Source organism: Hymenobacter nitidus (genome assembly GCF_020447315.1).
Taxonomy (GTDB): Bacteria; Bacteroidota; Bacteroidia; order Cytophagales; family Hymenobacteraceae; genus Hymenobacter; species Hymenobacter nitidus.
The window spans coordinates 224,541-251,026 of the sequence record NZ_JAJADQ010000003.1; the positions used below are offsets into that span (position 1 = coordinate 224,541).

The 26,486-nt window shown below is 62.9% G+C and carries 13 protein-coding genes; 9 read left to right on the top strand and 4 right to left on the bottom strand.

Annotated elements, in window-relative coordinates; genetic code table 11:
• Positions 1 to 113: 113 nt before the first annotated feature.
• The 4 genes from LGH70_RS07020 to LGH70_RS07035 all read right to left on the bottom strand — a co-directional run bounded on the left by LGH70_RS07020 (position 114) and on the right by LGH70_RS07035 (position 9,006).
• On the bottom strand, positions 114 to 2,945 hold the full coding sequence (locus tag LGH70_RS07020) for a glycoside hydrolase family 95 protein (protein ID WP_226184088.1): 2,832 nt from the start codon (positions 2,943 to 2,945) through the stop codon (positions 114 to 116).
• A gap of 38 nt (positions 2,946 to 2,983) precedes the next feature.
• The gene (locus tag LGH70_RS07025) at positions 2,984 to 4,558 is read right to left on the bottom strand and encodes a glycoside hydrolase family 28 protein (RefSeq protein WP_226184090.1); all 1,575 of its coding nucleotides are present in this window, start codon (positions 4,556 to 4,558) and stop codon (positions 2,984 to 2,986) included.
• 92 nt (positions 4,559 to 4,650) lie between these two features.
• Positions 4,651 to 6,216: an MGH1-like glycoside hydrolase domain-containing protein gene (locus LGH70_RS07030; protein WP_226184092.1), complete on the bottom strand. Its 1,566-nt coding sequence runs from the start codon at positions 6,214 to 6,216 to the stop codon at positions 4,651 to 4,653.
• A gap of 18 nt (positions 6,217 to 6,234) precedes the next feature.
• Positions 6,235 to 9,006 (bottom strand): alpha-d-galacturonidase, encoded by a 2,772-nt coding sequence (locus tag LGH70_RS07035; RefSeq protein ID WP_226184095.1) that lies wholly within the window; start codon positions 9,004 to 9,006, stop codon positions 6,235 to 6,237.
• Positions 9,007 to 9,506: 500 nt separating this feature from the next.
• Between LGH70_RS07035 and LGH70_RS07040 the strand changes: the two genes are divergently transcribed.
• The 9 genes from LGH70_RS07040 to LGH70_RS07090 all read left to right on the top strand — a co-directional run bounded on the left by LGH70_RS07040 (position 9,507) and on the right by LGH70_RS07090 (position 26,105).
• Positions 9,507 to 11,144, top strand: coding sequence for a pectate lyase family protein (locus tag LGH70_RS07040; RefSeq protein WP_226184097.1), 1,638 nt, complete (start codon positions 9,507 to 9,509; stop codon positions 11,142 to 11,144).
• 104 nt (positions 11,145 to 11,248) lie between these two features.
• Positions 11,249 to 14,392, top strand: coding sequence for a DUF6298 domain-containing protein (locus tag LGH70_RS07045; RefSeq protein WP_226184098.1), 3,144 nt, complete (start codon positions 11,249 to 11,251; stop codon positions 14,390 to 14,392).
• Positions 14,393 to 14,394: 2 nt separating this feature from the next.
• Positions 14,395 to 15,858, top strand: coding sequence for a sialate O-acetylesterase (locus LGH70_RS07050; protein ID WP_226184100.1), 1,464 nt, complete (start codon positions 14,395 to 14,397; stop codon positions 15,856 to 15,858).
• A complete protein-coding gene (locus LGH70_RS07055) occupies positions 15,855 to 16,757 on the top strand; it encodes a sugar phosphate isomerase/epimerase family protein (protein WP_226184102.1) in 903 nt (300 codons plus the stop codon). Before LGH70_RS07050 ends, LGH70_RS07055 begins: the two co-directional genes overlap by 4 nt.
• A 239-nt stretch (positions 16,758 to 16,996) precedes the next feature.
• Positions 16,997 to 17,683, top strand: coding sequence for a DUF3826 domain-containing protein (locus LGH70_RS07060; RefSeq protein ID WP_226184104.1), 687 nt, complete (start codon positions 16,997 to 16,999; stop codon positions 17,681 to 17,683).
• A 31-nt stretch (positions 17,684 to 17,714) separates the two neighbouring features.
• Complete coding sequence (locus LGH70_RS07065; RefSeq protein ID WP_226184109.1) at positions 17,715 to 20,927, top strand: SusC/RagA family TonB-linked outer membrane protein; 3,213 nt, start codon at positions 17,715 to 17,717, stop codon at positions 20,925 to 20,927.
• Positions 20,928 to 20,942: 15 nt separating this feature from the next.
• Positions 20,943 to 22,721: a RagB/SusD family nutrient uptake outer membrane protein gene (locus LGH70_RS23540; RefSeq protein ID WP_262905261.1), complete on the top strand. Its 1,779-nt coding sequence runs from the start codon at positions 20,943 to 20,945 to the stop codon at positions 22,719 to 22,721.
• Between the two features lie 659 nt (positions 22,722 to 23,380).
• A complete protein-coding gene (locus LGH70_RS07085; protein ID WP_226184117.1) occupies positions 23,381 to 25,168 on the top strand; it encodes a GMC oxidoreductase in 1,788 nt (595 codons plus the stop codon).
• Positions 25,169 to 25,184: 16 nt separating this feature from the next.
• Positions 25,185 to 26,105, top strand: coding sequence for a cupin domain-containing protein (locus LGH70_RS07090; protein WP_226184119.1), 921 nt, complete (start codon positions 25,185 to 25,187; stop codon positions 26,103 to 26,105).
• The last annotated feature ends 381 nt before the right edge of the window (positions 26,106 to 26,486 follow it).

Genomic DNA, 26,486 nt, shown 5'->3' on the forward strand with positions numbered 1-26,486 from the left:
ACGGTTGTATATATTCCACTTCTAGCAAGGTGCTAGAAATCTAATTTCTAGTTCCTCCTCTCCCTTTTCGGAGAGGGAGGCCAGGGGGTGAGGCGTGCTGAAGAGCCATGACTTTACATCGGCTGCAGTTCAGCCGTTAGCTTGTACACTTTGTCAGCTTTGGTTGGAAAGCGTATTTGCTTGCTGCCGTAGCGCACCTCGCAGGGCTGGCCGGATTTCGAGGTTATTTCCACCTGCGTCAGCTTTCCGGCCTGCCAGCGCAGGTTCACGACGAAGCCGCCGCGGGCCCGCAGGCCGCGCACCTCGCCCTGGGGCCAGGCCGTGGGCAGGGCGGGCAGCAGCTCCAGGTAGCCATCGTGGCTTTGCAGCAGCATTTCGGCCATGGCGGCCGCGCCGCCGAAGTTGCCGTCGATTTGAAACGGCGGGTGGGCGTCGAACAGGTTTTTGTAGACGCCGCCCTGCTCACTGCCGGTGGCGTTGTCGGCTGGAGAAAGCAGCTTATCCAGGATGCGCAAGGCGTGGTTTCCGTCGCGGAAACGGGCCCAGAGGTTGGCTTTCCAGGCCAGGCTCCAGCCCGTGCCCTCGTCGCCGCGCTGCAGCAGCGAGGTGCGGGCCGCCTGCATCAGGTCGGGGCTGGTGGCCCAGGTGATGTCGGTGCCGGGAAACACGCCCCAGAGGTGGGACACGTGGCGGTGCGTGTCTTTGGGGTCGTCTTTGTCTTCGAGCCACTCCTGCAGCTGCCCGTGCTTGCCGACCTGATTCGGCGCCAATTGACGGGCTTTGTCGGCCAGCTCCCGGCTGAGCTCCGCATCCAGGCCCAGCACCTGGGCCGCGACGTGGGTATTATCGAACAGCTCCCGGATAAGCTGGTGGTCCATGGTGGGGCCGGCCACCAACCCGCCGTGCTCGGGCGAGTTGGAAGGCGTGCTGATGAGGCGGCCGGTACGTGGTTCTTTTACCAGAAAATCCACGAAAAACAGGGCTGCCTGCTGCATTATTGGGTAGTGCTGGCGCAGAAACTGCTGGTCCTGGGTGAAGCGGTAATGCTCCCAGATGTGCTGGCTGAGCCAGGCCGCGCCCGTTACCCAGATGCCATGATTCGAGGCGTTGATGGGCGCGGTGCCTCGCCAGATATCTGTGTTGTGGTGCAGCACCCAGCCCCGGGCGTTGTAGTGCTCTTTCGCCGTGGCTTTTCCCGCTTCCGAAGCCTCTTGGATTAGCCCAAACAGCGGCTCCGTGCAGGCCGACAAGCCCAGCAGCTCGGCGGGCCAGTAGTTCATCTGCAGGTTGATGTTGGTCGTGTACTTGCTGCCCCAGGACGGCGTCAGCGACTCATTCCACAGGCCCTGCAGGTTAGCCGGCTGCCCGCCTTTGCGCGAGGAGGCAATGAGCAGATAGCGGCCGTACTGCTGGTAGAGCGCCAGCAGGCCGGGGTCGGCGGCGGGGCTGAATTGCAGAATCCGCTCGTCGGTGGGCTGCGCTTCGTTGGGCCCGTGGCCCAGGTCGACGGAATAGGTGTTGAACAAGGGCTGGTAGTCCCGGATATGCTCGGCTTCCAGCGCCTTATACGACTTGCCCCGGACGATGCGCAACGTGTGCTCGGCCAGATTTTCCGGCTGATTTGTCACGTCCTGATAGTTCTTGAAAGACGTGGCGGCCGTGAGGTAAAACGTGGCTTCGGTGGCGCCTTCCAGTTGCATCCGGCCATCTGTTACGGTGACTTTGCCGCCCTTGGCTTGCACGTGCAGGTAGCTCACGCCGCGCACCACCCCGTCCCTGACCTGCACGGCCAGGGCCAGCGTGTGGTCGTCGAGGCGGTAGGTGAGAAAGCCTTTGTGCGGACTTTCCAGGCGGGCCGTCAGGCTGATGCTGCCCTTCTGGCTGGCCCGCAGCCGATACACCAGTGCGTTGCGCGGGGCGCTGGCGAAATAGTCGCGGGTGAAGCGCACGTTGTGTTGGGTGTACTCGGTGCGGGCCACGGCCCGGCTGATATCCAGCTCGCGGCGGTAGCTGGTGGCTTCGCCCTGGTTGGCAAAATCGAGCAGCACCTCCCCAAAAGGCTGGTAGGAAGCCTGGTAGCTGGGCGCCAGCGGCGGTTTTTCGTTCTGCACCCAGTACTGCCACCCGGGATTCAGGGGCACGCCGCTAGCCGGGTCGGCGCCCTCGGGGTAGACCACGAAGATCGGCTGTTTCTCCTTTACCCCAATCAGGCCGCCCTTGTCGTAGTAGTTGAAAACCTGAATGGCCACTTCGTTACGGCCGGGCCGCAGCGCCGCGGCCGGCACCCGGTAGCGCCGCTTCTTGCTGATGCCCTCGTCGGTGCCGATTTGCTGGCCGTTCACGTAGGTCACGTCCTGGTCGCGGATGCGGCCCAGGCTCAGAGTCAGGTCTTTGCCGGCCCAGGCAGCGGGCAGCTCGAACGTCGTTTTAAACCAGACTGCCCCGTCCATTCCTTCCAGGCCCAGGCCGGCGCTTTCCCAGCCGTTGGGCGTCGGAATGGCCACGGGTTTCCAGTCTCGCTGGCTCAGCGCCTGCTGCACGCCGATGGCCTGCACTTCTTGCTGCCACAACGCCTTGAAACCCTCATAGCCTTGCTCGTGGTCCTTCAGACCCATAAACTGCGCGGTGGCCAGGGCTTCGGCCTCGGCCTGCTTGCCTTCGGCGAGCAGCTGCCGGATGCGGGGCAGGTACTGCGCGGCGCCGGGGCGGGCGTAGGCCCGGGGCTGGCCGGTCCAGAGCGTGGCTTCGTTGAACTGCAGCCGGTCCTGGGCTACCCCGCCGAAAATCATGGCGCCCAGCCGGCCGTTGCCGATGGGCAGCGCGTCGGTCCACTTCTCGGCCGGCTTGGTGTACCAGAGCTTCAGCGGGCCGGGCTGCGCGAGGCCCGCACCGGCCGGCAGCCAGCATAGCAGAAGAAGCAGGAAACCAAGGCGCGGCAGGGGCATACGGGCGGGGTAAGTACTGTTCTGAAGCGGTTGACCGGCTAGTTAACCAGCACTTTTTCCGGCACGGCCGCGTCCTGGCTGACCGGGGCTTTCAGGGACTTGAAGTGGTTGTTTTGCAGCACAATGTTGCGCGTTTTAGCGCCCTTGAGCTTAAGAAACGTCTCGGTGCCGGCATAAGGGAAGGAGTTGTAGAGGAACACGTTTTCCGTGTTGGTCAGCTCGACGACCGGCGTGGCGGCGGGCAGGGCGCTGCGCAGTCCGTCGAGGCGCAGCTCCCGCACGTTTTCGGCGCGCAGTGCGGGGCCGGTTTGCGGATTAATCTGCACGTTATGGAAGGCAATGTTGCGCGCTTCCTTTACCGTGAAACCCTGCTTGGCGTCGATGTTGATGTTGCTGAACGTCACGTTTTCGATGGGCATTTCCGCCAGTCCGTTCAGCAGGCCGGCTTGGTTGCCCTCGGCCGTGATGTTGCTGAAATGAATGTTGCGAAACCGCGGCGTACGCTCCGAAACCGGCTCTTCCGGGGCGTTGGCGTACTGCATGTCGAGCACGATGACCTGCTCGCGGATGTTTTTCATCACCACGTTGTCCACCCGAATATCCTCCACCACGCCGCCGCGGCCCCGGGCGGTTTTGATGCGGATGCCCCGGTCGGTGCCGTCGAAGATGCAGTTGCTGATGGTAATTTTCTTCACCCCGCCCGACATTTCCGAGCCGATAACCACCCCGCCGTGGCCCGAGAGCATGGTGCAGTTGGTGATGGTGTAGTTTTCGGCCGGCACGTTCATCTGCCGCCCCGCCCGGTCCTTGCCCGACTTGATGGTGATGCAGTCGTCGCCCACGCTGATGTGGCAGTCGGAAATGCGCACGTTGCGGCACGACTCGGGGTTGATGCCATCGGTGTTGGGCGACTTAGGGTTGTTGATCGTCACGCCCGTGATGGTCACGTTGTCGCAGAACTCGGGGTTCACGGTCCAGAAAGGCGAGTTGCGGATGGTGATGCCCTCGATGCGCACGTTGGAGCAGTACATGGTCTGAATGAAGGGCGGGCGCATGAAGCCGCGCTCAATCACACCGGGCAGATCGGGCTTGAGGATGTTCTGGTTGAGGCGGAAAAACTCCTGCTGCCACTTTGAGTCTTGGCTGGCGCGCGACTTGCCCTCGGCAAAATCCCACCATTTCTTGCCCTGCCCGTCGATAATGCCGCGGCCCTTAATGGTGATGTTCTGAGCCTTATAGGCATAGAACAAGGGCGAAAAGCTGGTAATATCGGTGCCCTCGTAGCGCGTGGGCACCATGGGCAGGTAGTCGTCGAAATTGTCGCTGAAGTAAAGGATGGCCCCGGCTTCGAGGTCGATGGTGATGTTGCTTTTCAAATGAATCGGGCCGGTGCGGTACTTGCCGGCCGGGAAATACACCGTGCCCCCGCCGGCCTTGCTGGCCGCGGCTATAGCCTTGCTGATGGCGACGGTACTGAGCTTGGTGCTGTCGTTGCGGGCCCCGTATTTAAGCACGTTGTAGGACTGCTGGGCCTGGGCAGCAGTGGCGCCGAGCAGCAGCACAAGCAATAGGCAGCAACTGCGGCGCAGGGAGGTGAGGGAAATATGAGTCATGATAAGAGTCACGTTAAGCTATGGCTGACCAGTTCAATCAGGTCGTCATGCTGCGCTTGTCGAAGCATGACGACCTTTACTTGCGTCCTGTGCTATCCGGGCAGCTTGGCCGTTACGCGCTGCAACTTCTCAGCCCGACCGATTTCCTTGCCGTCGGCGAAGATGCGTAGGCCCGCGCCCTTGCCGTATTTCTGGCCGGTTTTGTCCCAGAGCACCGTGAGCAGGCGGCCGTGGTAGCGCACCTGGTCGAGGCAGAAATAGTCCCACTGGCCCGGGGGCACGAGGGGTACTACTTCCACCACGTTGTCGGGGCGGGGCTTGAGGCCCACCAGGCCGGTGATGATGAGGTCGGCAAAGCCGGAGTGGTTGTAGTAGCTGCTGCGCGGGTTGTCGCCTTTGAGCCACTCGCCGTTCTTTTCGTCCTGGTATTCACCCAGATAGGGCTGGCCGTTTTTCTGGTGCGAAAGGGCGTATTTGCGCAGCTCGTCGTAGTATACCTGCTTGCTCATGCCATCCTGGTGCTTGTATTCGGTCAGCAGGTTGGCTAGGCCTTTGAGCGTCTGGGTGGTGGCGTAGGGCCACACGGCTCCGTCCCACTCGCAGCCGTGGCCCGAGCCGTGGGTGCGGAAGCCCGGGGCGCGCCGCTCGGCCGTGGTCAGGCCCCAGGGGGCCCGGAAGCCGCCCTCGTCGGTGAGCTGCGCCCACTGCTTGGCGTACTTGGGCTTGTCGGCGGGCAGGGAGAAATACCACGGGATGTAGCCCAGCTCCTCGCGCCATTCGCAGAGGCCGCCTTTCTCGTACTGCACCTTGAAAAACGAGGCGTTTTCATCCCATAAGGTGCGCTGCACGTCGGTGCGCAGCTGCTTGGCCTTGGCGGCGTACTTGCGCTGCAGTGAGTCGTTTTTCGCCAGTTTGGCCATAGCCGTCAGGGCTTTGGCATTGCCATACATGTAGCTGTTGATGGTGGGCCGCACATTCTTGACCTTGCGCCCTCCGCTGATGGACTCTTCCATGGCGTCCTTCACGTCGTACTGCCAGAACATGCCAGAAGGCAGCATCCGCTCCTTTTCCCAAAGCTTGTAGTCGGCGTTCAGGGCCGGCAAGAGCTCCTGCACCATTTGCTTGTTGTTCTGCACCAGATACACGCTATATACCGCATCCTGGAGCCAGCTGCTGAAGCCGTGGAGCTTGGGCGCCGACCGTTTGGCGTCGGCAAAAAGCCAGAACTTGGTGTACTGGTCGATGTACTGCGGGTCCTGCAGCCAGCGGCCCTCGTTGAGGTGGTGGCCCAGGGCGCTGCTGATGGTGTTGTGGGAGCCCGCGTGCTTCATCGGGGTGATGAACTCGGTAAACACGAAGCCGTCGGGCGTCTGCTTCAGGTGCTTGCGCATACACCACCAGCGGTAGTAGTAGGTGTGCTGCAGGGCCGAGTCGGGGCACTCGAAGCGGGGCACCTGCTGGCTGAGCCAGTCGGCGGCCTGGGCATTGGGCACGTAGTTAATAACCGTTTCCTGGTCCAGCGCGTTGAAGCGGGCCACGTCGGCGCGCAGGGTGGCGTCGGTCAGCACGAAGCCGGCCGGGGCCATTTGGGCGGCCGCGTGGCCGGTAGCGCCCAGCAGGCCGAGGAAAAGGAAAAAGCCGGAGACGGGGAATTTCATAGGTAGTGTGCAGCGCAATTACTCAAATAACCAGTCCACTTCCTTAGCCTGTGCCCCGCCGCTGTTCAGGCCCGCATTGTAGGTGGGCACCGGCTGGCGGGCATCGACAAAGCCCAGCAGCAACACGGCGCCCCGACCCAGATTGAGCGTATGGGTACCGGCCTTAAAGCTATAGGCGTGCACGTTCACCGGGGGCTGCCCGGCCACGGCCACGGCGTTGGCAATCTTGATGTCGGCCTGCCCGTAGTCGTTGGCGCTGGCGTCGGTTTCGAGCTGGGGCGCGGGCAGGTAGCGCGGACTTTTCGCATTGAAGTAGCCCACCAGCAGCTGCACGGGCCGGGTGGTAGTAAAGCGCACCTCGGTGCCTTGCTTGCGCTGCTGACTCCGGCTCAGGCGCAGCCCCCGCAGGCCCGCCAGTTCCGGGGCCAGGGCCGCAATGGCCGCCGTTGTATCAGCAAAAACAGCCTGGCCCGCCTTAAGCGAATACGAGCCAGCCTTGGTGAGCAGCGTGACGGGCGCGTTGGCCAGCACCGTGTTTTTCCGGACCACGGGCACTAGGCGCACCTGCTTGATCGAGTCCAGGTTGTGGCGCAGGTGCCGCACTTCCTTTTGGTAGACGGGCAGCATTTCGGCCCAGGTAATGTAGGTGGCATCCACGCCGCGCATCGGAATTTTGCGCTGGGCGGTCTGCATGCTGTTGGCGTAGAGGTAAGTGTCCTTGGTCAGGCTCACCATCTTCTCCCAGTGCTGCACGCTGCGCTCCAGCAGCGGCAGGGCCGCCTCTAAATCGGCCACGTTGCGCGAGTACTTGTAGCGCAGCACGTGCAGGGCGGCTAAGGCCTTGTCGGCGTAGAAGTTGGCCAGCGCGTCTTGGCAGTACATGTCGTTTTTGAGGCGGGCAAACTCGGCCTGGTTTCTAGTTACCGCCGGCGCGGCCCGCTCAATGGCTGCTACTGCCGCCTTACCGTGGGCTACCACCTCGGCCGCTACCTGGGGCGGGGTTTCGCCGACGTGGGGCAGGCCCTTGGCTTCCTTCTCGGCGTACTCGATAATCATCTCCCCTTCCGGCGCTTCCGATTCGTACAGAAGCGTAAACAGGCCGTAGCGCTTGGGGTTGATAAGCTGGGTCATGAGCATGCCCAGGGTCAGGGTCTGGCGGTTGCCGTCGGTGATGCCGTAGCGGCGCAGGAGCTTGGGCTCAATCTCGCCGGCCTGCTCGTAGGCTTCCAGCACCTGCTTGCCGGCTGCCACGTCGGTGCCGTACAGGGTGCCCAGCTGCTGGCCCCAGTACTCGATTTCGGCGGGCCGGGGCCGGTCGGCCTTCCAGGCGTAGCGGGCCCACTGCTTGTACCAGATCCAGTCCCTATCCACCTGCAGCAGGCGCTCGGGCGTTTTGTCGGCGGTGTAGGGCCAGTCCCAGTACGAGGCCTGGGGGTAGAGGTGCAGGCCGTTGGCCCCGTAGATGCCGTGCATGGCTTGCACCGATTTCTGGATAAAATCGGCTGAGCCGTAGCGGAAGGGTTCCAGGTTGGCCAGGATGTGCACGTTTTCGATGTGCACCGAATTCATGCCGCTCAGGGTGCGGTGCAGCTCGGCCCAGGAGCCGCGCGGGGTGTAGGTCGTCAGGGCCTCCCCGTTGAATTTGGCTTCGGTGTACAGGTTCTTATACAGCGGCAGCGCGGCCTTGATTACGCTCGGCGCGTCGGTGTCGTGGGCCCGCAGCACGATGGGCGGCAGCTCGGTCTGGCCCAGGGCCTTGAGGCCGTCGTGCACGCCGGGAATGATGGTCTTGGTAAACCAGTCGATGTCGTCCTGGCCCACGCCTTCCATGGCTTCGCCCAGGGCCACCATCAGGCCCACGTTGGGGTATTTCTCCACGAAGGCGGCAATGGACTTGCGGGTATAGTCGCTCAGCAGTGGGGTGATGGGCCGGGCCCGGTCCTGGGTTTTGATGCCGTGGTGCTCGGCAAAGGGCTTGGAAACAATAATGTTGTAGAACATCTGAATCACCCAGATACCGCGCTTATCGGCCTCCTGGGCCAGAAACCGGTACATCTCCTCGTTCTTCTTAAAGGTCGCGTCGTCAACTTCCACCGCGTAGGGGTAGTCCTTGAGGCGCACCAGGGAGGCAAACGGGTGGCCGTTCCAGAGGTAGAGCGAGTTCATGCGGTTGTCGGCCAGCATGTCCAGGTACTTCACCCACAGGGCTTTGTCGTAGAGCCACGGAAATACCTCGGGCGTATAGGGATACTCGTACACGGTGCGGCCGGGCAGGTAGTACGGCTTCTGCACCCCGATGCAGGCCCCGCGCAGCACCATTTCGGGCTGGTCGGTGAGGCTGATGTTGTCGCTGAGTTTGCCTTGGCTCTGCACCTGCTCGGCCAGCTCCAGGCAGCCGTAGAGGGCTCCGGTGTTGTCGGCCCCGCTGATGAGAACGTTGTTGTTGGCGGCTGAAACGATGGAAAAGCCCTCTTTGCCGGGGGCAGTGGCACCAGTGGCGGCCGCCTGGCGCAGCAGCCCGTCGGCGGCCCGGCCCACCAGAATCTGGTTTTTTTTCCGGCCGGGCTGGTCCTGCTCACTGATGGTGACCTGGTAGCCGGCCTTGCGCAACGCCGTGGCCAGCCGCTCGGCCCCGTAGTGCAGACGGCCGTGGGCGTTTTTGGGCAGCACGATGGTGCGCGCCCGGCCCGCCGGGTCCGGCTCCGCAGCCCGGGTGCCGAGCGAGGAAAGCAGCAGGCAGCCGATCAGGAAATAACGGGTGGCAAGGTGCTTCCACAAACTTGGACTCATGGGCGCGGGGAGTTATTACGAGGGAAAGATGATTCGCCAAGCCGCTACGGGCGGGTTCAGGGCCCAGAGCCGGCAAAGCAGAACGAATGCCCTCAAAGGTATCCGCAGGCGCCGCCCGCGTCTTATACCATCTTCTCCGGCTCTTATAGCATGTTGCCATCGGCCCGCGGCCTGCCTGCGGACACTATAAGGAGTGGTTTGACTGGTATGCACCACCGCCGGTTTTCGTCCCGAGCCGGTTCGGCTATTACTTTTGGCATCCGCAGGGCAGGTAACGGTACCTTTTTCAGGATTTCCAGCTCCGCAACCGGCTCACTACCCCAAACCGGGCCGATTACTCCCGGACCAGCGCAAATTGGGTAGCTGCCCGCTCCGGAACGCGCGCCCGGGAAAGCCGAACTGGCCGGAATGCTAACATCCTACACAGGGTCGAAAAAATGGTATAGGTGCCGCCCGCTTTTGTCCTGTTATTTAGCTGCGGTTAAAACCCCACCTTCCCCATGAAAAAAATTGCTGGCTCCCTTCTCGGTTTGGCCGTGTCCGTCGCAACGCAGCACGCAGCCCTGGCCCAATACCCCCAGATTCCGGCCGACGTGCAGAAAGCCAGCAAAGAGCTGATGGACGACGCCATGCGCCAGTCGGAACTGGCCTGGGCCAAGGCCTACCCCATCATTCAGCAGGAAGCCCGCCAGGGCAAGCCCTACATTCCCTGGGCCGCCCGCCCGGTCGATTTGCCCCAGTCGCCGCTGCTCGCGTTTCCGGGCGCCGAGGGAGGCGGGGCCCATTCCTTCGGGGGCCGGGGCGGCAAGGTCTACGTGGTGACCAGCCTGGAGGACCGCGGCCCGGGCACCCTGCGCGAGGCCTGTGAGCAGGGCGGGGCCCGCACCATCGTGTTCAACGTGGCCGGCATCATCCGCCTGAAAACTCCGCTCATTATCCGGGCGCCCTACGTCACCATTGCGGGCCAGACCGCGCCCGGCGACGGAATCTGCGTGGCCGGCGAATCGGTGTGGATCAACACCCACGATGTGGTGATTCGCTACATGCGCTTCCGCCGCGGCGAAACCAACGTGGGCCGGCGCGACGACGCCATCGGGGGCAACCCCATCGGCAACATCATGATTGACCACGTCTCGGCCTCCTGGGGCCTGGACGAGAACATGTCGATGTACCGCCACATGTACAACGACAGCACCGGCATTGCCGAGCAGAAGCTGGGTACGGTGAACATCACGATTCAGAACTCTATCTTCTCCGAGGCCCTGGATACCTGGAACCACGCCTTCGGCAGCACCCTGGGCGGGGAGAACTGCACCTTCATGCGCAACCTCTGGGCCGACAACGCCGGCCGCAACCCTTCCATCGGCTGGAACGGGGTGTTCAACTTCGCCAATAACGTGATGTTCAACTGGGTGCACCGCTCCACCGACGGCGGCGACTACCGGGCCATGTACAATATTGTCAACAACTACTACAAGCCCGGCCCGCTCACGCCCAAGGATTCGCCGGTGGGCCACCGCATCCTCAAGCCCGAATCGGGCCGCAGCAAGCTGGGCTACCAGGTCTACGGCCGCGCCTACGTGAACGGCAACATCATGGAAGGCAACGAGAAGGTCACCAAGGACAACTGGGACGGCGGCGTGCAGGTGGAGGAGCTCTCCAACGCGGGCAAGTACATGGCCGACATGCGCGTGAACACGCCCCTGCCTATGCCCGACATCACTATCCTGCCCACCCCGAAAGCCTACGCCTACGTACTGGAAAACGCCGGCGCCACCCTGCCCAAGCGCGACCCGGTGGATACGCGCATCGTGGAGCAGGTGCGCACGGGCAAAATCACCTACAAGGAAGGTGTGAAGCTGCCCGAAACCCAGTTCAAGCACCGCCGCCTGCCCATCGACTCCTACAAGCAGGGCATCATCACCGACATCAGCCAGGTGGGCGGCTACCCCACCTACGCCGGCCAGCCCTACCAGGACGCCGACAAGGACGGCATGCCCGACCAGTACGAGAAGAAGAACAAGCTCAACCCCAACGACGCCGCCGACGCCAGCCAGGTGCGGGGCAAAGACGGCTACACCAACATCGAAGTGTACCTCAACAGTGTGGTGCCGGTCAAGGAAGTAAAGCCGACCTAGCCCGGACTGTTGGCCGCTTTTCTTCCGCTGTGTAAGGCCCGACTCCCCAGAGGCCGCTAGCTTAGCGCCCCCGCATTTTTCTTCACGCCTGCCTTTTTCGCCCAGTGCCCACGCCCCGCTTCCTGCCCGCCGCCTTGCTGTTCCTACTCGCCGCCAGTGCCACGCCGGGGCTGGCGCAGGGCGGCAAGCCGGTGAAAAAGCAGCCGCCCGTGTCGACCGACGCACAGGGTAAGCTGGTGTACGCCCCCGATTCACTGGGCAACCGGATTCCGGACTTTTCCTACTGCGGCTACCAGGCCGGGGAACAGGCTATTCCGCTGGTGCGCAGCCGGGTGGTAGTGCCGGCCCAGGCCGGGGATGCCACCGCCCGCATTCAGGCTGCGTTGAACTACGTGGCGGGCCTGCCGCTGGGCAAGGACGGGTTTCGCGGGGCAGTGCTGCTGGGCCGAGGTCGGCACGAAGTGGCCGGCCGCCTGCTCATCCGGGCCTCGGGCGTGGTGCTGCGCGGCAGTGGCCTTGATGAAAACGGCACCACTCTCATTGGCACCGGTTACTCGCGCGACAACCTGCTTACCCTCACCGGCCGCAACGACCGGAAGCTGGAAAACGCCCAGGCCATTACCGACGCCTACGTACCAGTAAATGCCCGCACCGTGCGCGTGGCCCAGGCTGCCAGCTTCAAAGTCGGGGACCGGGTGCTGGTGCAACGGCCTTCCACGGCGGCCTGGATTCAGACGCTGGGCACTTACACATTTGGCGGGGGCGAGTCGGCCCTGGGCTGGAAACCCGGGCAGCGCGACCTGTTCTGGGACCGGCAGGTGGTGGCCGTGGATGCCACTGGCATCACCCTGGACGCGCCCCTTACCACCGCGTTAGACCAGAAGTACGGCGGTGGCACCGTGGCCCGCTACACCTGGCCCGGACTACTTACGCGGGTCGGGGTGGAAAACCTGCGGCTGGAATCGGCCATGGACCCGGCCAATGCCAAAGACGAAGACCACCGCTGGATGGCTGTGGTGCTGCAGCACGTGCAGGACGCCTGGGTGCGGCAGGTCACGTTTCGCCACTTCGCCGGCTCGGCCGTGCTGGCCCACGAATCGGTGCGCCGCCTGACGGTGGAAGACTGCATTTCCACCGAGCCGGTGTCGGAAATCGGGGGCGAGCGGCGCAACACCTTTCTCACCAAGGGCCAGCAAACCCTGTTTCAGCGCCTGTACGCCCAATCCGGTTACCACGATTTTGCCGTGGGCTATTGCGCGGCCGGCCCCAACGCCTTCGTGCAGTGCGAGGCCGAGGACGCCTACAGCTTCAGCGGGGCCATCGACAGCTGGGCCGCAGGCACTTTGTTCGACATCGTGAAAGAGTACGGGCAAGCCCTGCGCTTCGGCAATCGGGAGCAGGACGGACAGGGCGCCGGCTGGGCCGCGGCCAACAGCGTGTTCTGGCAGTGCACCGCCGCCCGCGTGGACTGCTACCAGCCGCCCACGGCCCAAAACTGGGCTTTTGGGACCTGGGCCCAGTTTGCCGGCAACGGCCACTGGGAGCAGTCCAACGAGCACATCAAGCCCCGCAGCCTCTACTATGCTCAGCTCCAGGACCGCCTCGGCGCCGCGGTGGCCAGCCGGGCTTTTCTGCTGCCCATTTCCACCGAAGCTTCGAGCAGTCCGCCCGTGGCCGTAGCCCAGGAACTGACCAAGCTCTCGGCCCAGGCCGCCCCTACCCTGCTGGCGTTCATCCAGGCCGCGCCTCAGCGCCAGCCCATTGCCACGCAGGACAAGGCCCCCAGCATTGATAATGTAAAGACCAGGCCGGCTGCCAAGCCCGCGTACGCCGCGCCTCTGCAAGTGACCCGCGGCATGCTGGTGCGCGGCAACGCCTTGGTGACGGGGCGCCGCCAGGAAGTACCCTGGTGGAACGGCAGCGCCCGGCCCCACGGCCTGCGCACCCCCAAGCCCCACGTCACGCGCTTCGTGCCGGGCCTGACGGGTCCGGGCCTGACCGACGAGCTAGCCCAGATGACCGACTCGCTGCAGGCCGGCAACGTGGTGGCCCTTTCCCACAACTACGGCCTGTGGTATGAGCGCCGCCGCGACGACCACGAGCGGGTAAAGCGCATGGATGGCGAGGTGTGGGCCCCGTTCTACGAACTGCCTTTCGCCCGCAGCGGGCAGGGCACCGCCTGGGACGGCCTGAGCCGCTACGATTTGACTAAGTACAACAAGTGGTACTGGGGCCGCCTGGCCGAGTTTGCCGACCTAGCCGACCAAAAAGGCCTGGTACTGCTCAACCAGCACTATTTCCAACACAACATCATCGAGGCCGGGGCTCACTACGCCGACTTTCCCTGGCGGCCGGTCAACAACATCAACAACACCGGCTTTCCCGAACCCGCACCCTACGCCGGCGACAAGCGCATCTTCATGGCCGAGCAGTTCTACGACGTGACGGACGCCACGCGCCGGCCCCTGCACCGGGCCTATATCCGGCAGTGCCTGAATAACTTCGTGGGCAAAACCGGTGTCGTGCACCTGATTGGGGCCGAATTCACGGGGCCGCTGAGCTTAGTGCAGTTCTGGCTCGACACTATTAAAGAGTGGGAAGCAGAAACCGGCCAGCAAGCCACCATTGCTCTGAGCACTACCAAGGACGTGCAGGACGCCATCCTCGCCGACCCGGCCCGGGCTGCCGTCGTCGACGTTGTCGACATCAACTACTGGCACTACCAGGCCGACGGTAGCGCCTACGCCCCGCTGGGCGGGCAGAACCTGGCCCCGCGCCAGCACGCCCGCCTGCTCAAGCCCAAGCGCAGCTCCTTTGAGCAGGTGTATAGGGCCGTGCGCGAGTACCGCCAGCAGTTTCCCGCCAAAGCCGTGTTCTACTCGGCCGACAGCTACGACGCCTTCGGATGGGCTGTGCTGCTGGCCGGCGGCTCGTTGCCCAGCCTGCCCCGCGTAGCCGATGCCCGCTTTGCCGCCGCCGTGGCCGACATGACGCCGCTGGAGCTGCCGGGCCAGCCCGCCGGGCAGTGGGCCCTAAGCAATGGTAAAACCGGCCTGCTGGTGTACCGCGACGGGTCGGCCCCGGTGCAGCTGGATTTGTCGGCGCTGAAAGGCACGTTCACCGTGCGGCGCATCAACCCCAAAACCGGCCAACTGAGCGGCGGCAAGGAAACCGTGAAGGGCGGCCAGCCAGTGACGCTCAGTGCGGAACCGGCGGGAGCGGAAGTCCTCTGGCTTCAGAAGAAATAAGCATGAAATCAGGACGTATCGGTGGGCTGCTGGCCGCAATAGCCCTGGCCTTGTCAGGATTGACGCAGACGGTGCGGGCCGAGGTGGTGCTGCCCCGAGTGCTGGGCCACCACATGGTGTTGCAGCGCAACCAGCCCGTGCCGGTGTGGGGCACGGCCGCGCCGGGCGAGGCCGTGGCGGTGCAGTTTGCCGGCCAGCAGCTGCGCACTACGGCCGATGCCAGTGGTTCCTGGCGCGTGACGCTGGGGCCGCTGCGGGCCTCCGCCACGCCGGCCGAGCTGGTCATCACGGGCCGCAACACGATTCGGCTGCAAAACGTGCTGGTGGGCGAAGTCTGGCTGTGCTCGGGGCAGTCGAACATGGAGTATACCATGCGCAAGAACAGCAAGGCCACGATTCCCGCCACCGAAGACGCCGGCCCGCTGCGGGAGCTGGAACGAGCCCACAACCCGCAGCTGCGCATTTTCCTGGTCAACCGCAAGCAGCTGGCCAAGCCCGATTCGCTGCACCGGGGATGGAGCATCGCCCAGGATTCGGCGTTGCGCGCCTTTTCAGCCCCGGCCTATTTCTTTGCCAAAGAGCTGCACGAGAAGCTTCGGGTGCCGGTTGGCGTCATTTCCTCGGCCGTGCCCGGCTCCCGCATCGAGCCCTGGATTGCGGAAGCGGCCTTTGCCCAGGAACCTTACTACACCGGCCGGAAAGTAGACGGCGACCCGGGCAAGTTCTACGAGCCCATGATCCGGCCGCTAGTGCCCTTTGCCCTGCGCGGCTTTCTGTGGTACCAGGGCGAGTCGAACTGCTTTCTGGCCGAAACCACTACTTACACCCGCAAGCTCCAGACCCTGATTCGCAGCTGGCGGGCGGCCTGGCAGAACGAGCAGCTGCCCTTCTACTTCGTGCAGCTGGCCCCGTTCAGGTATTCCGAGTCGAAAGAGCCTAAGGCGGCCCTGACCCGGCTGACGCTGCCCCTGTTTCGCGAGGCCCAGCAGGCGGTGCTCCAAACGCCCCGCACGGGTATGATTGTCACCACCGACCTGGTTACCAAGCTCGACGATATTCATCCGCCCTACAAGTGGAAAATCGGCCAGCGCCTGGCTTGGCTGGCCCTGGCTGATACCTACCGACAACGCCAAATGGCCGCCTCCGGGCCGGTATTTCGCCGGCTGAAAGTGGAGGGCAGTCAGGCCATTGTCACGTTCGCGCCTCTGAAAAGCCGCCTCATCAGCCAGGACGGACAGCCGCTGACGGACTTTACCGTAGCCGGCGCTGATAGTGTGTTCGTGCCGGCCCAGGCCCGCATTCAGGGCCGGCGCGTGGTGGTGTCGGCCCCCGGTGTGACCCGGCCGGTAGCTGTGCGCTTCGCCTGGGATGAGGCGGCCCAGCCCAACCTGTTTTCGGCCGCCGGCCTGCCCGCCCGGCCCTTCCGCACCGATTCGCTCATCCCTTCCCCTCCTTCCCTGCCATGAAGCACCTTGTTTCCCGCCGCGAATTTCTGAAAGCCGGCTCCCTGCTCACGGCCGGCCTGCTGATTCCGGGCCTGGCTGACTCAGCACCCAAGGCGCGGCCCCTCCGCTACAAGATTGCGGTGGTGGATCTGATGATTCTCAAGCGCCAGAAGCTGGGCGCCCTGCCGCTAACCAAGGAAATCGGGGCCGATGGGGTGGAGCTGGACATGGGCGGCCTGGGCCAGCGCGAGACCTTTGACAACCAATTGGCTAAGCCCGAAATCCGCCAGCAGTTTCTCGATAAGGCCCGGGAGCTGGGTCTGGAAATCTGCTCCCTGGCCATGACGGGCTTCTACGCGCAATCGTTTGCGACCCGCCCCACCTACCAGCGCATGGTGCAGGACTGTTTCGACACGATGCAGCTGATGAACGTGAAAGTGGCGTTTCTGCCCCTGGGCACCCAGGGCGACCTAGTGCGCAACCCCGAACTGCGCCCCGCCATCGTGGAGCGGCTGAAGGTGGTGGGCCGTATGGCGCAAAAGGCCGGGGTCGTGGTGGGCATTGAGACGGCGCTGGATGCCCGCGGAGAAGTAGAGCTGCTGCGCGAAATCGGCTCGAAGCACATTCAGATCTACTTCAACTTCTCCAACCCGCTCAAGGCCGGGCGCGACCTGCACGAGGAGCTCAAAATTCTGGGCCGTAAGCGCATCTGCCAGATGCACTGCACCGACGAAGACGGCGTGTGGCTGGAGCACAATACCCGCCTGGACATGCGCCGGGTAAAGCAGACCCTGGCCGAAATGAACTGGCAGGGCTGGCTGGTGATTGAACGCTCCCGCGACGCCAACGACGCCCGCAACGTGCGCCGCAACTTCGGAGCCAACGCAGCATATCTGAAGTCCATTTTCCAGGCGGGGTAGCTTGCCAAGCACCGGCCGATGCGGCGGGCGTAACCGGCACGGTCCCTCAGGGCAGGCCTAGCAGGCAGAAAAAACCAGCACAGGCAGCGCTTCGGCCCGCTTCTGTAGTCAAGGTTAGTGCTTACTCACCCACTGGCCCGCACATGGTAAGATTGTATAATAAGTTGGCTAAAAGCTGGAGGCAGCCCTAAAAAAGGCTATATAAATTGCTTCACCTTTAAGCAGTTACGCACTACGCCATGTCTCACCTATTCTCCCGCTTGCTGTTCGCCGGATTTTTGGCCGCCAGCGCCCCTAGCTGGGCCGTAGCCCAAACAGTAGCGCCGGCCGAAACCAAGGAAGCGGCTTACACGCGCACCATCAACGAGCGGGCGGGCAAAATCGTCGACAAAATCGGGCCGCTGGCTCCGGCCACGGCTTCCCGGGTGCAGCAGATCATTGCCGAGCAGTACCGCCAGCTGAATGAGGTGCACGAGCGCCAGAAAACGGCGCTGGCCGCCCTGAAAGCTCAACCCAAAACCGACGCTACAGCGGCCGCCGTCAAGAAAGCAGAAGACCGCACAAGCCACGACCTGGCCAAGCTGCACACCCGCTACCTGCGCCGCCTCGGCCAGCAGCTCACCCCCGCCCAGGTCGACCAGGTGAAGGACGGCATGACCTACGGGGTGCTGCCCATCACGGTGCGGGCCTACCAGGATATGCTGCCCGATCTGACCGAAGAGCAGAAAACTCAGATCCTGGTCTGGCTGACCGAAGCCCGCGAAAAGGCCATGGATGCCGGCTCCTCGGAACAGAAGCACGCCTGGTTTGGCAAGTACAAAGGCAAAATCAACAACTACCTCTCGGCGGCCGGCATCAACATGAACCAGGCCGGCAAGGACTGGCAGGCCCGCCGGGCCCGTGAAGCCGCCGACTCGTCCAAGTAAGTCCCTCAGCAATTCCCACAACACCATTGCTATGACTAAATTTCTACCCTTGCACCCCACCCGCGCCCACGCTCTGTGCCAGGGCTCGGCCTACACGCTGCTCGTTAGCCTACTGCTCGGCGGTAGTCCGGCCCTGGCCGCTCCGGCCCTGGCTGCCCACCCGCCGGGAGCAGCCGTGCCCGTGTTTATGAACGTCACGGGTACCGTGCGCGACGCCAAAGGGGAAGGCATTCCCGGGGCCAGCGTGGTACTGAAGGGCACCACCACCGGCACTACCACCGACGCCCAGGGCGTGTTCCGCATCAACCTGCCCACCGGCAATGAGGTGCTGGTCATCAGCTCCATCGGCTTTACCAAGCAGGAAATAACGGTGGGCGGCCGCACTACGCTGGAGGTTACGCTGCAGGAAGAGACCTCGAAGCTGAACGAGGTGGTGGTGGTAGGCTACGGCACCCAGTCGCGGGAAACCCTGACGGGCGCCGTCACGACCGTCGACATGAAGGCCATTGAGGAGCTGCCCGTGGGTAGCCTCTCCACCGCCCTGGTGGGCCAGAACCCCGGCGTAGGCGTAAGCGGCGGCACGGGCCGCCCCGGCGACAAAGGCCAGATTACGGTCCGCAACCCGATTGTGCTGACCAAGGACGGCGGCACCACCCGCCCGCTTTACGTGATTGACAACGTGGTGCGCACGGAGGAAGACTTCAACCTGCTCGACCAGTCGGAGGTGGAGGCCATTTCGGTGCTCAAGGACGCGGCGGCGGCCATTTACGGGGCCCGCTCCAACCAGGGCGTGGTGGTGGTGGCTACCAAGCGCGGCAAAGTCGGCCCGCCCAAGTTCTCCTACAGCGGCTCGGTGGGCCAGGCCGATGCCGTGCGCCTGCCCAACATGATGGACGGCGTGCAGCTGGCCACCTACCTGAACGACTACAACATCTACCGGGGCCGCCCGCTGACCGACGCGTCAATTTACACGCCGGATGAGCTGCAGTACTTTGCCAACAACAACTACAACTGGCTGAAAGCGGCCTGGAAACCGGCCGTCGTGACGCGCCACGCCCTGAACGTAAGCGGCGGCACCGACCGGATGACGTACTTCGCCGGCATGTCGTACAACTACCAGAACGGCAACTTCGACAACATCAACGCCAACAAGTGGACGTTCCGGGCCAGCACCGACGTGGTGGTGGCCAAGGGCCTGAAGGCGGGCCTCTCGCTCAGCGGCGACCTGTACCAGAAGCGCATGTACTACCTGAAGGTGGGCGGCGAAAACGCCGAAAACGACATGCGCGGCCTGCTCTACACGCCCATGTTCAACCAGCCCTACGTGAACGGGCTGCCGGTGCAGCTCTCCAGCGGCACGGGCTTCGACTCCTTCCACTTCTTCGAGATTCAGAAGTCGGACAACTACACCTCCCAGCGCAACACCGGCCTGAACATCACGGCCAACCTCGACTACGAGCTGCCCTTCGTCAAGGGCCTGAAAGCCCGGGTGCTGTTCAGCAAGACGATGGACAACAACTTCGGCAAGCAGTACGGCACGCGCTTCCCGGTGTACCAGTTTGCCATGCTCGGCGAGCATAAGCACATCTACGGCGGGGCCGTTACCAAGCAAAACTTTCTCAGCAATGGCGACATTGTGCGCCTGGTGCCCAGCTACACCAACAGCTACCAGCTGAACGGCTACCTAAACTACGACCGGCAGTTTGGCAAGCACCTAGTGTCGGCCATTGCTTTCTTCGAGCAGTCGGAAACCCTCTTCGACGAGGCCGAAACCTACAAGACCAGCCCCATTCCCGGCGGCCTCGACAACGTGCGCTTTGCCACGGGCAGCACCTATTCTTATGAGAGCCAGTCGGAGTCGGGTATCCTTTCTTACGCCGGCCGCCTCAACTACAGCTACGCCAATAAGTACCTGCTGGAGCTGGCCGTGCGCTACGACGGCTCCACGAACTTTGCCCCCGAATACCGCTGGGGCCTCTTCCCCTCGCTGTCGGCCGGCTGGATTCTGTCGGAAGAGTCCTTCTTCCCCACCAGTGCGCGCATCAACTTCCTGAAGCTGCGCGGCTCGGTGGGCATGCTGGGCGGCGACGCCACCCGCGCCTACAACTGGCAGGAAAACTACCGGATTGAAACCGGCAAGGGCGCCGTATTCGGCGGCAACGCCGACCGCACCCTGACGGCCACGCCCAACAACGCGCTGGCCAACCGCGCCGCCCGCTGGGACGACAACACCAAATACAACGCCGGCCTCGACGCGCGCTTCCTCAACAACCGCCTCTCGCTCACGGTCGACGGCTTCTACGACCACCGCTACAACATGCTCACGGCCCTCTCGGCCTCGGCACCGCTGCTGATTGGGGCGCCCCTGCCCTCCGAGAACTTCTCGACCGTGGATGGCTTCGGCTACGAGGTGTCCCTGGGCTTCAGTGACAACATCACCAGCGACTTCTCCTACCGCCTGAACACGTTCCTGTCGTGGAACGACAACAAGCAGATCAAGGTGGACGTGGAGCGCGGCAAGATCGGGCAGTGGGACGACCCCACGGGCCACTCCACCGACCGGGGCGTAGTGGGCTACCGCTACGTGGGCATGTTCCGCAATCAGGCCGAAGTGGACCGTTTCCTGGAAACGAACCGCAACTACACCCTGTTTGGCGACGCGCCCAAGCCCGGCATGCTCTACTACCAGGACATCCGGGGGCCCAAAGATGCGGCCGGCAACTACACCGCCCCCGACGGCAAGATTACCGAAGACGACCAGACCTACCTGACTAAGAAGGAGCAGAACCACTACGGCGTGGGCCTGAACCCCAGCGTGACCTACAAGGGCCTGAGCATCCAAATGACCATGGGCATCTCCTTTGGGGGCCAGGCTGTGGTGGAAAGCGCCGCCCGCAAGGCCGCCACGGCCACGTCCAACCGCCCCGAGTTCTGGGCCGACCACTGGACCCCGGAAAACCAGGGCGCCAAGTACCCGGCCCCGTTCACCAGCAACAGCTACGACCGTACCTCGGAATTCTGGTTTAAGAGCTCTACCTCGGTCGGGATTCGCAACGCAACCATTGCCTATGCCCTGCCCACCACGCTCACGACCCGCATGGGCGTCAGCGGCGTGAAGGTGTTTATGACGGCCGTCAACGCCGTCAATTTCTACAATCCCTTCAACTACAAGGTGTACGGAGGGGGCTATGATGCCTACCCCACGCTGCGCTCGTTGTCGCTGGGTCTGAATGTTGGCTTCTAACCGTCGGATGAACACATGAAATTCTCTCGCATCACTACCCTGCTGGCCTGCGCGGCCTGGTTTACGCTCTCCGGCTGCGAAGACACCCTGGATAAAATGGACCTGAGTGCCGCCAGCGAAGATCTCATCTTCCAGGATGAGTCGCTCGCGGCGCTGAACCTGAGCTACATCTACGACCAAAACCTGCCGACCTGGTTTGGCCAGACCGGCGTGGGCCTGGGCAGCACCAACCCCAGCATTCTCTCGGATGAGGCCGCGGGCGAAAGCCCCTACTTCGAGGGCACCGTGCAGCTGAACACGGTAACGGACTTCGGCACGGCCCTGGCCAACAACAACAACTACGGCAAGGTCCGGACTATCAACATGTTCCTGCGGGCCCTCGACCGCTCGCCCCTGTCCAAAGAAGCCAAGGACCGGCTCCGCTCCCAGGCCCTGTTTTTCCGGGCCTGGCGCTACTTCGACTTCGTGCGCATCTACGGCGGCGTGCCTCTGGTTACCAGCCCCCTGGATGCCGTGGGCGTAGAAGCCAAGGCCGCGGCCTACCTGCCCCGCAACACGACCTCCGCCACGTTTGCGCGCATCGTAACCGACCTGGACTCGGCCATTGCTTACCTGCCCGGCAAGTGGAGCAACTCCGGCGACTGGGGCCGCGTCACGAAAGGAGCCGCGGCAGCCTTCAAGGCCCGGGCCCTGCTGTACGCGGCCAGCCCCCAGTTCAACCCCAACGATGACGTGGCCAAGTGGCAGGCCGCCTTTACTGCCAGCCAGCAGGCCAAAGCGCTGCTTTCGGCCAACAGCTTCGGCCTGAATGCCTCCTTCGACCAGCTCTGGTTTCAGGAGCTCAACAACCCGGAGGCTGTGCTGGTCACGGGCTTCAACAACGCCACCGCCGACCAGCTCAAGAAAAGCAACACCTACGACAACCAGACGCGCCCCTCCTACACCGGCACCGCCGGCGGCTCCAACCAGCCCACCTGGGAGCTGGTGAAAGCCTTCCCGATGCTGGACGGCAAGAAGCCCGGCCAATCAACCAAGTACGCCTATTCCGACCAGCTGTTCTATAAGAACCGGGACCCGCGCTTCGGCAAAACCATTGCCTACAACGGAGCCGTCTGGCCAATGAACGGCAACTCGACCTACAAGCTCTGGACCTACTACAAGGGCAGCACGACGGTAGAGGCCAAGGCCAGCAACACGGGCTTCTACACCCGCAAAGCCATCAGCCCCACGCTGGGCGTGAACGAGGTGCAATTTTCCGGTACCGACTGGATTGAAATCCGCTACGCCGAAGTGCTGCTGAACCTGGCCGAAAGCGCCTGCGGGGCCGGCAACCTGGCCGAAGCCTACACCCAGCTGAAAGCCATTCGGCAGCGGGCCGGCATCGAGGCCGGCGACGGCAACTACGGCCTGCAAACCGGCATGAGCCGGGCCGAAATGTTCGAGGCTATTCTCTACGAGCGCCAGATTGAGCTGGCCTTCGAAGGCAAGCGGTTCTGGGACCTGCGGCGTTGGAAGAAGTTTGAAAGCACCCTCAACGGCAAGCGCCGCCAGGGCGTAACCATCACGCTGAAGAGCAACGCCCCGGCCGACTTCGCCACCAACCGCGACAACCTCGACTTGGACCAGGTGTACACCAACTACTTCACCGTGGCCACCAAGTCGCTCGACACCCGCTACGCCATCAACTGGAAGCCACAGTACTACTTCTTCGCCATTCCCCAGTCGGCCATCGACAACAACCCTTCCCTGGTGCAGAACAGCACCTGGGGCGGGGCCTTCGACCCGGTGCAGTAACGCTGCTTCCGGCCGGCGCGCCAGCCCGGGCCGCAGCCACCACCGTTTTTTGCCATCCCTCATAACCAGTCGTTGCTCATCAGGGGCGCTGGCCGTAGCGTGGGAACTACGGCCGGCCTTCTCACGCCCTTGGAGAGGGGCTTGATGGGTAGCGACTGGTAACGGAATTTCCCCAGCCACTTTTCCTGAATTCCGCCGGCTATTATTTACCCCCAACGGCCTGGCGCAAGTGAAGCAAGCTGCGTAGCCGCTGCTGTATAGGCCAGCACTCTGCTGCGCACTCGTTTAAACGTCCGAAAAAGCCCCGGCCCCACAAGCCGGGGCTTTTGTGCGTGAAGAAGGCGTTGCTGCGGGTAGTAAGTATGGCTACCCAGTAGAAATACCTGGTTCGAAATATGGGTGCTTCTACGCTGTTTCGGTGGGCCGGCAGGCAGTTCCTTTGTCGTGGCAGATGCATTTCCCGGCAGCCGGCTGAGGAGGCCCCTGAGCTACACCAGCAGTAGTGGCGCTCCTTCCTAACGCCCCGCTTCCAGGCTCCCGCTACCGGAAAAGCGGGCCGGGGCCACGCGTGCAAAGCAAGGCTGACTGGCCAGCTCCCTCCAAAAGGAATGCTACTGAAAAACCGCCCATAACACCCCAGAAACTCAAGTATCAGGTATATGAAAACATTCTCCTCCAGCCCCAATCTAGCTTTTGGCTACCCCACCCCGGGTCCGCAGTACCCCACGCCGCAAAAGGTGATGGACCATATCTTCTTCTTGTCGGAAGAGGACTGGAAGCACGCCCGGGAGCAGGAGCAGTTCGATTACATCATCATTGGCAGCGGGTTTTGCTCCCTTGCTTTCGCGGAAAGAATCCTGGCCAAAACCCCAATGGCTAAAATTCTGATTCTGGAGCGAGGCCCGTTTTTCCTGCCCGAGCATTTTCAGAATCTGCCCCTGCCCTACCAGCACACGCTGGGCGGATTGTCGGAAACCTTTCCCTGGACGCTCTCCGGTAAAACGGCGGCGCAGCCCGCGGGCAACATCCAGTTTCAGCACGGCATGGTGCCCTTCTTTGGCGGGCGGAGCATTATGTGGAGCGCCTGGTGTCCGCGGCCCACAACGGAGGAAATGCAGTATTGGCCCAAGGAAACCATTGCGGCCGCCAAGGCCCACTTCGATTCGGCTGAAAAGCTGCTGAACGTGGTGCCCGCCGACAAGATTGACCAGGATCTGGACCCCGAGCACCTGCGCTTCGTGGCCTCGCAACGCCCCGTCTACCGGGTTATGCAGCACGAGCTGCAAGCCATGCTTGAGGCGAACCTGAAGAAAATTCCGTCGGCCACCCGGATGATGGCCGCCCCACTGGCGGCGGGTGCCAGCGTGCAGGAGGGCATCGATTTCGCCAAGTTCTCGACACCTTCCGTCCTGCTGGATCTGGCCAGCAAGCAAGCCGACCTGAGCGCCAAGCAACAGGGCAGCCCCCTGAAAATTGCGGGCGAGTGCGTGGTCAACCTGATTTATCAGCAGGACGGCGTGGCTACAGCCCTCGACACGTCGCGCGGGGTGGTGAATATTGGCAATGCCAAACTGATTCTGGCCATGGGCACCATTCCACCCGCCACGCTGCTCATGAACTCCTTCCCGCAGCTGGCCAAGGCCGGTGAGCGGTTTACGGCCCACTTCATCACGTCGGTCGTTGCCCGTATTCCCCGCCAGGACTACGCGTTTGCCGACCGCCTCGAAGAGTTGGAGTTGGCTGCAATCTACCTGGCCGGCGTGAACGGCAAAAGTGGCATGCAGTACCACGTGCAGCTCTCGGTCCTGTCGGACCGCGACCCGATGAAAAATGCCCGCAAGGCCGCCCGGTACATGCCCGATGTGGTTGCCACGGCCTCGCTGGCCCAGCTGACCAGCTCCGAGGATTACCTGGTATTTGTGTGTGCCGTGCTGGGAGAGCTGGATTTCAAGAACCCCGATAATTTTCTCCGCCGCAACGGCCAAGGCAACCCGACAACGAACGTGGATCTGCAGGTGCTGGCCAACGAAAAGGATTTGCAGACCTGGGACACGATGGACGAAGGCACTTTCCAGATGCTGGAGCGGGCCTTGTCTCCCCGGGGAGGCCAGCGCGTGGAGTACTGGCACGGCACGCCCACGGCAGGAACTTGGAGCCACGAGCAGCCCGCCATGGAGCAGCGCCGCGTGGGCGGCCTGGTGCACGAAGGCTCGCTGCTGTGGATTGGCAAAGGCACGGAGGGCGTTGTCGGCCTCGATTACCGGCCCAACGGCATCGAGAATGTATACGTGACCGGCGGCGCCCTGTGGCCCGCGAGCGGCTCCTGGAACCCGACCATGACCATGGTGGCCCTCACCCAGGATCTGGCAGATAAGCTGCTGGAAGAAGATCAATCCACTCCCGCTTCGGCTTCGGTAGGCCAGGTACTGGCCCCGGCCCACGCGTAAGCCCTGCAGCAGCACCATGGAAAATACCCAGGTAAACCTCGAAGATATTGACCTCAACGATTTGCCGCTGAACACCGATCCTGCCATGTCGGTGGGCGATGTACTTAGCCTCACCGACGGCGTTTATTTCTGCATAAAGGACCGCGACTCGGTTTTTTTATGGGTGAATGAAAACTTCGCCCGGCTGGTAGGCCAGCGCCAGCAGGACATCATCGGCACCCGCGACAGCCGGGCCGCCCACGTTGCCCACGACAAGGAGGTGATGGCCAGTGGCATTCCCTTGCTCAACTTCCACGAAACGATTCAGGTACCGACCGAAAATGGCGACCTGACCGATTTGGAAATCGTCACTCAGAAAGGCCTGCTGCGTAAAAAGGGCGGCACCGAAATCATCGGCATCACGGTTTGCTTTGCCGAAAGATTTCCCGCCGCCGCTCAGGAAGCCGACGACTTGATTGAGCGGCTGCACATGGTGCCCACCGGCATCGGCGGCTACCTGGCCCCCGGCCTCACCGGCGACTTTACCCTGCAACCGGACGCGCTGCCGCCGCGCTTTGACGGAACACGGGGCATTTACTCCGCGAATTACTTTCTGTTGAAAGCGGGCGAATTCCTACAGCTGCATTCCCTCAACCAGGACGAGCAGTGGTTTTTCCACCAGGGAAGCGCCATTCGGCTGCACGCTTTCTCGGAGCAAGGCGTCTACTCGACGGTTACGCTCGGCAGCGACATGGCGCAAGGCCAGTTCTTTCAGGGAGTAGCCCCGCACGGTCAGTGGTTTGGAGCCGAGCTGCTCGGCCCGGGCTATGCCCTTGTCAGCTGCAGCTTGGCGCCCGCCTGGAATAAGACCGATTCGGGCAAGCCCACTCCAGAGCAGATTGAGGCACTGAAAGATAGTTTTCCTGAACAAGCGGCTATCCTTGAATTGCTCCGCTAAAAGTGCCTGAGAAAGCCTCACCCTAATATAGTGGTGGGGCTTTTTTGCCAGATAGTTTTACCTCGCCCGAATAGGTATCCTCCAAAGCCAGTAACTATACCCGATAGTGTCCCAATATGCTCGTAGCCATGCTCCCTGGCGCAGGCCTGACCAGTAAGCCTTGTACTCTCGAAACCACTTCCTCACCTTAGAAGCGGTATTTTTCTATGGCCACTGCTGTAGCCTGACACAAAAAAACGCCTCCCTTGCAAGGTGCAAAGGAGGCGTTTTGGTGATCCAGCTTGATTCAGGATTACGCCCCCTGTTGAACGCTGCCCGTAACCCATTCTCGCAAAACGGAACCGCTACAGCAGAGAGGTAGCTGTCTTCATTAGATCCCTG